The following is an 11,160-nucleotide window of genomic DNA, read 5'->3' as shown; positions in this document are numbered from 1 at the left end:
GGCACAAGACCAACAAGTACCGCAATCGGGGCAGAATCATGCGGCACATCCACATCACGGAGGGCTTGCGCCTCCGTTTCCCGGGGCAAGACGAAACATTCGATCTCGGCGTTGAGATCGGAATGCTCGCGGTCCTCATGGATCAGGGCAACCGCGAGTTCACGCGCTGGATCTCCAGCGTCAACGTCGAGCAGGCCCGCGCCCTCGCCGAGAGCCTCGGCTACCGCCTCGTGACGGGCACCTCCGACGAGTCCTGGACCGAGGTCACCCTGCGTTCCGGCCGCGCCCGCCCCGCCCTCCGCCTCGTGCAGTCGGCCGGTTAAGCAGCGCAGGCGGCAGCGCATGCCCGGCATGGCAGGCGTACGGCTCCTGGTCTAACGTCCGGCCCGCAACACGGGCTCACCTCACGCGATGACCGCTCTCGTCGACCGCCTCGCCGCCGCGCCGTCCCCCATCGATGCGAAGCGCGCCGGGGCGCGGCTCGGCGACCTCCTGGAGCGGGCCGAGCGCCAGGCGCCCGAGCTCGTTGTGCTCCTACGCGAGGGGCCCCTGCGCGAGCTGATGCTCGCGGTGGCCGACCACTCCCCCCACCTTTGGCACCTCGCCTATGGTCGCCCGGCGCGCCTGGCGCGTATCGCGACGATGGCGCCCGACGACCTGCACCGCGCCATCGTGAGCGAGCAGGGGAGCCGCCACCGCGCCGCGATGGCGGGAGCCTCGCGCGACGAGCTGATGCGAGCCCTGCGCGTCGCTCGCGGCGACCATGCGCTGCTCGTGGGCCTTGCCGATATCGGCGGCGTCTGGGACGTGGACCGGGTCACGGGCGCGCTCTCCGACTTCGCCGACGCGTCCGTGCGCAGCGCGCTCGCCATCGCCCTGCACGAGGCGGCGGGCCTCGGGCGGATCACGCTCGCGGATCCGGACGATCCGGGCCCCGGCTGCGGCGTGGTGATCCTGGCGCTCGGCAAGCACGGCGCGGGCGAGCTCAACTACTCGAGCGACATCGACCTCGTGGTGTTCTTCGATCCGGCGGCGAGCGCGCTGTCCGCCAATGTCGAGGCGCCCACCTTCTACGCCCGCATCGCCCAGACCGTGGCGCGCCTTCTTCAGGAGCGGACCCCCGACGGCTACGTCCACCGGGTCGACTACCGCCTGCGCCCCGATCCGGGCTCCACCGCCGTCGCCGTGTCGCTGCCCGCCGCCTATTCCTACTACGAGACGGTGGGCCAGAACTGGGAGCGCGCGGCCCTCATCAAGGCGCGTCCCGTCGCGGGCGACCTCGATCTCGGGCAGCGCTTCCTCGCGGATCTCAGCCCCTTCATCTGGCGCAAATATTTCGACTTCGCGGCCATCGCCGACGTCCACGCCATGAAGCGGCAGATCCACGCGGTGCGCGGGCACGACCGGATCGCGGTGGCGGGACACGACATCAAGCTCGGGCGCGGGGGCATCCGCGAGATCGAGTTCTTCGTCCAGACCCAGCAGCTCGTCTTCGGCGGCCGGCGCCCGGCCCTGCGCGGGCGGCGCACCCTCGACATGCTGGCCGAGCTGCACGAGGAGGGCTGGATCACGGCGGAGGCGCGCGACGAGCTCACCGTGGCCTACCGATACCTGCGCGGGATCGAGCACCGGCTCCAGATGGTGGCCGACGAGCAGACCCAGCGCCTGCCCCACGACGAAGCCCACCTCAAGGCTTTCGCCCGGTTCTGCGGCTATCCCTCGACGGCCGGCTTCGCCAAGGCCCTGACCCGGCAGGCGGGTGTCGTGCAGAAGCATTACGCGCTCCTGTTCGAGGAGGCGGGAGAACTCGCCTCGGAGGCGGGGAACCTCGTCTTCACGGGCGCGGGCGACGATCCCGAGACCCTGGCCACCCTGCGGCGCCTCGGCTTCAAGGATCCCGAGCGCGTCGCGGAGACGGTGCGCGGCTGGCACTTCGGGCGCCGCGCCGCCGTCACGAGCGCGCGGGCCCGGGAGGTGCTGACGGAGCTCGTGCCGGGCCTCCTCACGGCCCTGGGCGGCACCGCCGATCCGGACCATGCGCTCGCCGCCCTCGACACCGCCTTCTCGCGCATGCCGGCGGCCGTCGAACTGATGACGATCCTGCTCAACCACGAGCGGCTCCTCCTCCTCTTCGCCGATTTGCTTGGCACCGCGCCGCGCCTTGCCGACACGGTGGCCGTCACGCCGCACGTCCTCGACGCGGTGATCGATCCGGACTTCGTGGATCCGGTGGTGGATGAGGCGCCCATGGAGGCGCAGATCCGCGGCGCCATCGGCCGGCCCGCCTCCTTCGAGGAGTTCCTGGACCGTGCCCGCGACGCTGCGCGTCAGGCCCGCTTCGTCACCGGCGCGCGGATGCTCTCGGGCATCCTGGCGCCCGCCCGCGCCGGCCTGTCCTACGCGGCCACCGCGCAGGCGATCGTGAGGGTCTCGCTGGAGGCCGTCGAGGCGGCGTTCGCGGCGGAGCACGGACGGGTGCCCGGCGGGCGCATGGCGGTGCTGGGGCTGGGACGGCTCGGCACCCGCGAGCTCACGGCGGGCTCGGATCTCGACCTCGTCGTGCTCTACGATTTCGATCCCGACGACCGCACCTCGTCGGGCGCACGGCCCCTCGACGCGGCGGTCTATTATTCCCGCCTCACCCAGCGCCTGGTCTCGGCGCTCACCGTGCCGAGCCGGCGGGGGCGGCTCTACGAGGTCGATCTGCGCCTGCGCCCGGCCGGCAACAAGGGGCCGATCGCGGCCCAGTTCCGTGGGTTCCTCGCCTACCAGCGCGAGGAGGCGGAGCTGTGGGAGCATATGGCGCTGACCCGGGCCCGTACCATCGCGGGCGACGCCGATCTCCGGGCCGCCGTCGAGGCCGCCATCGCCGAGACCCTCGCGCTCCCACGCGATCCGGCCTTCGTGGCCCGCGAGGCCTATGCCATGCGGGCGCTGATCGCCCGCGAGAAGGGGGAGGGGCACGCCCTCGACCTCAAGCTCGCGCCGGGCGGCCTCACCGACCTTGACTTCATCGCCCAGACCCTCGTCCTCAGCCACGCCGCGCGCCATCCGGGCCTCGTCGGCCTTCCGCCCGGCGAGGTCTTCGCCGCCGCCTCGGCCGCGGGGCTGCTGGCTGACCGCGACGCCGCGACCCTCGCGGAGGCGCATGCCCTCATGACGGGGGTGTTCCACTGGCAGCGGCTGACCATCGAGGGCGCGTTCGACCCGAAAACCGTCCCGCCCGCCATCCTCCGCCGCATCGCCGCCGAGGCGAACCTCCCCGACCCCAAGCGCCTCCAGCGCCACCTCGACGACACCCGCCGCGCCGTGCGGCAGATCTTCGACAGGCTGCTGGGGTAGCGCTGCTCCCCTCTCTCAGGGGGAGAGGGGCCGGGGGTGAGGGGGTACCACGCCGATTCAGAGGGCTCCCACTCCCTCATGCTGAGGAGCGCTCGTAGAGCGCGTCTCAAAGCACGCACCACGCTGCCACGGCCGTCCGGAGACTTCTGGAGCGCCCTTCGAGGCCCACCTGCGGTGGGCACCTCAGGACGAGGGGGAGGGTAGGATCAGCGGTGTGGGAGATCGCTGGATCAGCGTCCAACCCCTCACCCCCGGTCCCGCTCCCCCTAGGAGACGGGAGTTCCCGTCACGCCACCTTCAGCTCGGCGGATTGCACCGAGCGCAGCGGCAGGTGGACCAGCACGATCGTGCCGACGCCCACCTGCGAGCGGATGCGCAGGCCACCGCCGTGGAGCTCGACGAGGGACTTGGCGATGGCGAGGCCCAGGCCCGAACCCTTGTAGGTGCGGTTGAACTCGGTCTCGACCTGCTCGAAGGGGGTGCCGAGCTTGTGCAGGGCCTCGCGCGGGATGCCGATGCCGGTGTCCTCGACATAGATGTTCGCGCAGTCCCCAGCCAAGCGCGCCCGCACCACGATCCGTCCGCCCTCCGGGGTGAACTTCACGGCATTCTGGAGCAGGTTGACGAGGATCTGCTGGAGGGCCCGGTCGTCAGCTAGCACGGTCAGGCCCGGCTGGCACTCTACCTCGAGCCCCAGGCCCTTGGAGCGGGCAAACTCGCTCACGAGGCGTGTCGCCTTTGTGACGGCGCCCTCCAGCTCCACGTTCGTCTTCGTGAGCATGATGCGGCCGGCCTCGATGCGCGACATGTCGAGGATGTCGTTGATCACCGACAGGAGATATTCGCCGCTCGTGCGGATGTCGTGGCAGTACTCGCCGTATTTCGGCGCGCCCAAGGGGCCGAACATGCCCGTCTCCATCACCTCGGCGAAGCCGATGATGGCGTTGAGGGGCGTGCGGAGCTCATGGCTCATGTTGGCCAGGAACTCGGATTTGGCGCGGCTCGCCGACTCGGCGTGCGCCTTCTGCTCCAGGTAGCGCTCGGCGAGGTCCGCGAGCTGCTGGGCCTGCTGCTCCAGCTTCTGGCGCGAGAGGCGCAGGTCGAGGACGGTGGCTTTTAGCTGGCGCTCGGATTCGAGGAGGCGGCCCTCCTGGTGCTTCAGGGGCGTGATGTCCGTGCCCACCGAGACGTAGCCGCCGTCCTTGGTGCGGCGCTCGTTGATCTGGAGCCATCGCCCGTCGGCGAGCTGCGCCTCGAAGGTGCGCCCGCCCGTCTCGGGCCGCTCGGCGCGCAGCGATTGCTGCTGCACGGCGGGCTGGCGGCCCACCTGCATCACCTCGGCATAGGAGCGGCCGGGCGCCACGGTGTCGGGCGCCAGCTCGTGCAGCTCCTGGAACTTCGAATTGCACAGGACGAGGCGGTTGTCGGCGTCCCACAGGACGAAGGCCTCGGAGATCGCGTCGATGGCGTCGCGAAGGCGCATGTCGGCCTGGGCCGAGCGCTCGGCGAGGCCGCGCTGCTCCGTGACGTCGATGGCGATGCCCACCAGATGGCGGCCCTCGTCGGGCTCGTCCACGATCTCGGCGCGGGCGCGCAGCCACACCCACTCGCCGCCGGAGGAGCGGATGCGGAACTCGTGGTCGACGATGGAGGCGGGCTGGGAGGCGAGGTGGTCGGCAAGCGCGTAGAAGTCGGCGTCCTCGGGATGGATCATCGCGTTGACGTCGCCGAAGGACAGGAACTCGTCGGCGCGCTGGTAGCCGAGAAGCTCGTACATCGAATCCGACCAGTAGATCCGGCCCCGGGCCACGTCCCAGTCCCACAGGCCGCAGCGGCCGCGGGAGAGCGCGCCGTCGATCCGGCGGCGCACCTTCTCGCAGACCTGGTCGGCGGCGCGGGCGCGGCTCGCCTGGAGGAGATAGGCGCCGCCGAGGCCTAGGAGCACCACCGCCGTGCCGCCCAGCAGCATGACCTGCGCCATGGCGCGGGCGTTCCATGTGGCGAGCACGCGCGGCACGGGCTGGACCACGGCCACATGGCCGCTCTGGGCGAGGCGCCGCACCGTGGCGATCGCCTCCTCGCCGCCGGGAAGCCGGATGGTGAGCACGCCCGCCCGGTCGGCGAAGACGGTGAGGGGCTGCGTCTCGCCTAGGAGCTCGTCGAGGTTCGCGGGACGCCGCTGGAGGTCGGGATAGGTGCCGACGATGCGGCCGTCCGGCGCGGCGACGAGAAGCGTGCGCCCGCGGGCGAGCGCGGCCGCCGGCAGCCCGCGGGCGAGGGTTTCGAGCTGGGCGTTCGAGCCGCCCGAAAGGCCCGTCCGCTGCAGCTCGCCCGCGACGAGCGTCGCCACCACGTCGATGTCGCTGATGGCGTCCTGGAGCGCCTCGACACGGCCGTCGCGGGCCTGGATCCAGGCGCTCGCCGCGAGGGTGAGGAGAAAGAGGGCGAGCAGCGGAGGGACCGCCAGCCGCAGCCAGGGCTCGATCCGCTCAAGCCGGCCATAGGCCGGATGGGGCATCTTGCGAGCGATGCCCAGAATCGTAGCAGCGCGCGCAGAAGCGCACGCGGCGTCCGCACCTGCCATGCGAAACCCCTTCGGAAAGTCAGATCCGTCCCGTTCGGGAGACGTGCCGCATCTCTCCGAATCACGCTCACTAGAATCCTGGGGAGGTGATTTGTCCAGCTTGGCAGGAGCGCCGCATTTCCGGTTTGTTAACCCCTGTGGCAGCTCTGCCGCGCTTCCCCAAGGGAGGGCGCCGGCTCCCGAAACGTCAATGAAATCAACGGGACCGCGCCGCCCGCCCTAGCCGAGCGAGCGGTGCACGATGTCGGAGACGTCGGGGGAGAGGTCCGGCTTGGAGGCCACCCGCCGCAGGGCCGCCTCGGCCCCCTGGCGCCGCTCGGCAGACATGGTCCGCCACGTGCCGAAGGCGGTGAGCAGGCGGGCCGCCACCTGCGGGTTCGTCCCGTCGAGCGCCACCACCATGTCGGCCAGGAAGGCGTAGCCCCGGCCGTCCGCGCGGTGGAACTGCGTCGCGTTGTTGAGCGCGAAGCTGCCCACGAGGGAGCGGACGCGGTTGGGGTTGGTGATCGAGAAGGCCGGGTCGTTCATCAGGCGCAGCACCCGCTCAAGGGTGCCGTCCTCGGGCATCGCGGCCTGGATGGCGAACCACTTGTCGAGCACCAGCGGCTCCGCGCGGTAGCGGTCGTAGAAGTCCTGGAACAGGGCCTCGCGCTCCGCCGAGGGCGGCAGCCCGGCATTCACGGCAAGCGCCGCGAGCCGGTCGGTCATGTTGTCGGCGTCGCGGTACTGGGCCGCCACGAGGCCCGCTCCCGCCCCGGAATCGCCCGCCGCGATCAGCTCGAGCGCCATGTTGCGCAAGGAGCGCCGGCCGGCGCTCGCCGCGTCCGGGCTGTAGGGGGCCGAGGAGGCGAGCGCGTCGCGCAGGCGCATGAGCTCGCCCCGGAGCGCCCCTCCCACATGGGCCCGCACCGCCTTGCGGGCGCGGTGGATCGCATCCGGATCGACGTCGGCCGCGATCTCCTGGGCGATCTCCGCCTCGGAGGGCAGGCTCAGCACCTGCGCCGCGAAGGCGGGATCCGCTTCCGCGTTGCCCCGCAGGAACGCGAGCAGCGCCTGGGCCAAGCCCTCGGCCTCCGCGCCGTCTGGGCGCGAGACGCCCGCGAGGCGGACGAGGAGCCGCGTCGCGAGGCTCTGGCCGGCCTGCCAGCGGTTGAAGGGGTCCGTGTCGTGGCGCAGGAGCGTCAGGAGATCGGCGTCGGAGAGATCGAGCGCCACCCGCACCGGCGCCGACAGGCCGCGGAACACGGAGGGGACCGGACGCGAGGCGACATCGGAGAACAGGATGCTGTCGGAGGCCCGGTCGAGGACGAAGACGCCGTCGTCGCGCACCCGCGGGCTGTGGGCGTCGAGCCGCCCCCCATCCTCCGCCACGAGGCCGAGGGCCACGGGAATGACGACGGGCTCCTTGAGGGGCTGCCCCGGGGTCGGCGCGGTGGATTGGGCGAGGTCGAGACGGTAGGTGCGGCCGCCCGCGTCGTAGGTGCCGCTCACCACGACCCGCGGCGTCCCGGCCTGGGCGTACCAGCGGGCGAAGTGCGAGAGGTCGCGCCCGCTCGCCTCCGCGAAGCAGGCGAGGAACTCCTCGACCGTGGCCGCGGTGCCGTCGCAGCGCTCGAAATAGAGGTTCATCCCCCGGGCGAAGTCCGCCGCCCCGATATGGCTCTTCAGCATGCGGATGATCTCGGCGCCCTTCTCATAGACGGTCGCCGTGTAGAAGTTGTTGATCTCGCGGTATTCGGTGGGCCGGACGGGATGCGAGAGGGGGCCTGCGTCCTCCGGGAACTGGCGCGCCCTCAGGGTCCGCACGTCGCCGATGCGCTGGACCGCCCGCGAGCGCTCGTCGGCCGAGAACTCCTGGTCGCGGAAGACGGTCAGCCCCTCCTTGAGGCAGAGCTGGAACCAGTCGCGGCAGGTGATCCGGTTGCCGGTCCAGTTGTGGAAATATTCGTGGGCGATGATCGCCTCGATATTGGCGTAGTCCGTGTCGGTCGCGGTCTGCGGGCTCGCCAGCACGTACTTGTCGTTGAAGATGTTGAGGCCCTTGTTCTCCATCGCTCCCATGTTGAAATCGGACACGGCGACGACGTTGAACACGTCGAGATCGTAGTTGCGGCCGAAGACGCGCTCGTCCCAGCGCATGGAGCGGCGCAGCGCGTCGAGGGCGAAGGCCGCGCGCTCGCTCTTGCCGGGCTCGACATAGACCGCGATCTCTGCGTCCCGCCCGTCCGCCGTGCGGTAGGGCTCCGCCACCCGGTCGAGGCGGCCGCCGACGATCGCGAAGAGATAGGCGGGCTTGGGGTGCGGGTCCTCCCACACGGCGAAATGCCGGCTCGTGCCCGGGATCGCGCCCGCCGCGACGGGGTTGCCGTTGCCGAGCAGCACCGGCGCCTCGCCGGCCTCCGCCTCGATCCGCGTGGTGTAGACGGAGAGGACGTCGGGGCGGTCGAGGAAATAGGTGATCCGGCGGAAGCCCTCGGCCTCGCATTGCGTGCAATAGACGCCGCCCGAGCGGTAGAGCCCCATGAGCTTCGTGTTGGCGGACGGGTCGACCACCGTCTCGATCGTGAGCCGGAACGGCGCGCGGGGCGGGTCGAAGAGGGTGAGGTTCTGGGGCGTGGCGGCGAACGCGTCCGGGGGCAGGGCGGTGCCGTCGACGGCGAGGTCCAGGAGGCGCAGCTCGTCCCCATCGAGGATCAGCGGCGCGTCCGCCCGCCCGGCCGGGTTGGGGCGGATCGACAGGATGGCTTTGATGCGCGTCTCGCTCGGGTGCAGCCGGACGTCGAGCTCGACCCGGTCGATGAGGAAGTCGCTCGGGCGGTAATCGACGAGGCGGACGACCGGAGCCGTTTCGGTGCGCATGACGGCGATCCTTGTTCGTGTGTCTTGACATTTATGGGGACAGGCTAGGCCGGGCGCAACGCGAGCGTTGGGGCGCCGGCCCTCATTCCCGTCCGGCCGGCTCCGCGTGCCCGATCACGCGCAGGATTTCCGGATGCTGCGTGCGCACGCGCCGCTCCAGCTCGTCGACGCAGGCATGGACCGTGGCGACGTCGAGGTCCGGGGGAGCGTGGCAATGGTAGTTCACGACGAGGCCCGACGGCGTCTCGCGCACCCGCACCCCGTGCACGTCCGTGAGCTTGTCGATCCCCGACGCGGCTTCGGCGAGGGCGAGCGCCACGGCCGCCGCGGTGCGGGCGTCCGCCTCCCGGCCCTTGAGGTGGTCCATCTCAAGGGGCTCGATGTGGCTCTCGACCTCGACGGTCGGGCCGAGCTCGTCCTGGATCGCGGACTCGACGCGGCTGGCGAGCGCGTGGGCGGCGCTCAAGGCGATGCGCCCGTCCACCTCCACGTCGAAGCTCACGGACAGCCGGCCCTCGATCTCCTGGACGGTGACGTGGTGGACGGGCACGCGCAGGTGCGCCGCGATGAGCATCACCCGCTCGAGGATGGTCTCGTCGTCGAGCTGGATGGGGTTGGCCGTGATCGTGAACTCGGAATGGGGCAGCTCGCGGTGGATCGCGGCGTCGATGCCGGCCTTGATCGCGGTCACCCGGTCGAGGGGGAGGGTGCGCGAGACCCGCACCCGCACCTCGCCCATGACCCGCCCGCCCATGGGCCGCGCCCGCACCGAATCCACTTCCACCACGCCCGGGACCGACTTCACGGCGTCCCGGACACGCTCGGCGACGCCCTCGGGCGCCGTGTCGAGGAGGGTGTCGATGGTGCGGCGGGCGAGGCGGAAGCCCGCGAGCGCGATGAAGAGCGAGACGCCGATGGCGACGGCGGCGTCGGCCTGGGGATAGCCGAGGGCCGCCAGCCCCAGGGCGCCGAGCACGAGGACGGAGTTCACGAGGTCGGCGGCGAAATGGAGAGCGTCCGCGTCGAGCGCGTCGCTGCCCGTCTCGCGCGCGACCCGCTTGAGCGCCGCCCAGCGCCAGGCGTCGACCGCGATGGCGCCGACGAGGACGCCGACCGCAAGCCAGCTCGGGCGCACGTCCGCCTCGCCCTCCATGAGGCGGCGCACGCCCTCCCAGGCCACGATCCCCGACAGGAGGAAGAGGAACGCGGTCTCGGCGAGGGCTGCGAGCGATTCGAGCTTGCCGTGGCCGTAATGGTGCTGCTCGTCGGCAGGCTTGTCGGCGGCCCGCACGGCAAGCCAGGTCATGGTGGTGGAGGCCACGTCGAGAAGGCTGTGAGCGGCGTCCGAGATCAGCGCGAGCGATCCCGTGCCGAGCCCCACCGCGCCCTTGGCGAGCGTGATCGCGACGCTCGCCACGATGGACCACAGCGCGGCCCGCTCCTTGCGTTTGACGAGCGCCGCCCGCTCCGCTTGCCTGTCAGCCGCCTGATCCACGCGCCCTCGCCTGCCGTTCCGACCGGCATCTGCGACGGGGCGGCGGATCAAATCAAGTCCGGTCGCGCCCGGGTGAGGCCGGAGGCCCGGGTCGCGCGTTGCATCACGCCTGCCCCCTGAGGAGAGCTGCCTTGGAATACCTTCACACGATGGTCCGCGTCGGCGACCTGGACCGCGCCCTCGATTTCTACTGCAACAAGTTCGGCCTGGTGGAGACCCGCCGGGTCGAGAACGAGAAGGGCCGCTACACCCTCGTCTTCCTCGCGGCCCCGGGCGACGTCGAGCGCGCCCGCGAGAGCCGCGCGCCGCTCCTGGAGCTCACCCACAACTGGGACGAGAAGGAGTACAAGGGCGGCCGGAACTTCGGCCACCTGGCCTACCGGGTGGACGACATCTACGCCACCTGCCAGCGGCTCATGGACCAGGGCGTCACCATCAACCGGCCGCCCCGCGACGGCTACATGGCCTTCGTCCGCTCCCCCGATGGCATCTCCATCGAGCTCCTCCAGCGCGGCGAGCCCAAGCCGCCGATGGAGCCCTGGTCTTCGATGGCGAACACGGGCGAGTGGTAGGGCAGGGGGCGGCGAGTCCGTGACAGGCCGCCGCCCTGCTCCCTCCCCCCTTGCGGGGGAGGGTTGGGGTGGGGGGTGACGGCGGTGCCGGGTCCGGAGAGGTCTCCAGCCGAACGGGTGCGCCCCGTTCTGCACCACCTCAGCCGTCACCCCCACCCATAACCCCTCCCCGCAAGGGTGAGGGGAACCTGTCGCGACCCGTCCGAACGCTTAGTGCAGGACTGGTTACGCGACGCCGGGCGAGCGCTGTGCTGCCTCTCCTCGTGAGGGCGGGGCCTTCCGGGCGGCCGCGGGCTCGCCGGTGTCAT

6 protein-coding genes are annotated in these 11,160 nt (G+C 71.5%); 3 read left to right on the top strand and 3 right to left on the bottom strand.

The annotated features are described in order from the left end of the window. Positions 1–122 precede the first annotated feature (122 nt). On the top strand, positions 123–323 hold the full coding sequence (locus F0L46_RS15535) for a hypothetical protein (RefSeq protein ID WP_240540018.1): 201 nt from the start codon (positions 123–125) through the stop codon (positions 321–323). Positions 324–411: 88 nt separating this feature from the next. Continuing rightward, entirely contained in the window at positions 412–3,342 is a 2,931-nt protein-coding gene (locus F0L46_RS15530; RefSeq protein ID WP_149819149.1) for a bifunctional [glutamine synthetase] adenylyltransferase/[glutamine synthetase]-adenylyl-L-tyrosine phosphorylase, read from the top strand. A gap of 286 nt (positions 3,343–3,628) precedes the next feature. Here the strand turns inward: F0L46_RS15530 and F0L46_RS15525 are convergent, their stop codons facing one another. From F0L46_RS15525 to F0L46_RS15515, 3 genes are all read right to left on the bottom strand, one after another. Beyond that, a complete protein-coding gene (locus F0L46_RS15525; protein WP_240540017.1) occupies positions 3,629–5,860 on the bottom strand; it encodes a PAS domain-containing sensor histidine kinase in 2,232 nt (743 codons plus the stop codon). A 285-nt stretch (positions 5,861–6,145) separates the two neighbouring features. After that, complete coding sequence (gene pepN, locus F0L46_RS15520) at positions 6,146–8,785, bottom strand: aminopeptidase N (RefSeq protein ID WP_149819145.1); 2,640 nt, start codon at positions 8,783–8,785, stop codon at positions 6,146–6,148. A gap of 82 nt (positions 8,786–8,867) precedes the next feature. Next, positions 8,868–10,280: a cation diffusion facilitator family transporter gene (locus F0L46_RS15515; RefSeq protein WP_149819143.1), complete on the bottom strand. Its 1,413-nt coding sequence runs from the start codon at positions 10,278–10,280 to the stop codon at positions 8,868–8,870. A gap of 131 nt (positions 10,281–10,411) precedes the next feature. On the opposite strand from F0L46_RS15515, the gene F0L46_RS15510 reads away from it, so the two are divergent. Then, the gene (locus tag F0L46_RS15510; protein WP_149819141.1) at positions 10,412–10,852 is read left to right on the top strand and encodes a VOC family protein; all 441 of its coding nucleotides are present in this window, start codon (positions 10,412–10,414) and stop codon (positions 10,850–10,852) included. Positions 10,853–11,160 lie beyond the last annotated feature (308 nt).

The organism is Salinarimonas soli, from assembly GCF_008386575.1.
Classification (GTDB): Bacteria; Pseudomonadota; Alphaproteobacteria; order Rhizobiales; family Beijerinckiaceae; genus Salinarimonas_A; species Salinarimonas_A soli.
This window is presented reverse-complemented; position numbering and strand designations above follow the sequence as displayed.

Coding starts and splice junctions, on each gene's coding strand:
- F0L46_RS15535 (WP_240540018.1), top strand. CDS start 123: ATGCTCGCGGTCCTCATGGATCAGGGCAACCGCGAGTTCACGCGCTGG.
- F0L46_RS15530 (WP_149819149.1), top strand. CDS start 412: ATGACCGCTCTCGTCGACCGCCTCGCCGCCGCGCCGTCCCCCATCGAT.
- F0L46_RS15525 (WP_240540017.1), bottom strand. CDS start 5,860: ATGCCCCATCCGGCCTATGGCCGGCTTGAGCGGATCGAGCCCTGGCTG.
- pepN (WP_149819145.1), bottom strand. CDS start 8,785: ATGCGCACCGAAACGGCTCCGGTCGTCCGCCTCGTCGATTACCGCCCG.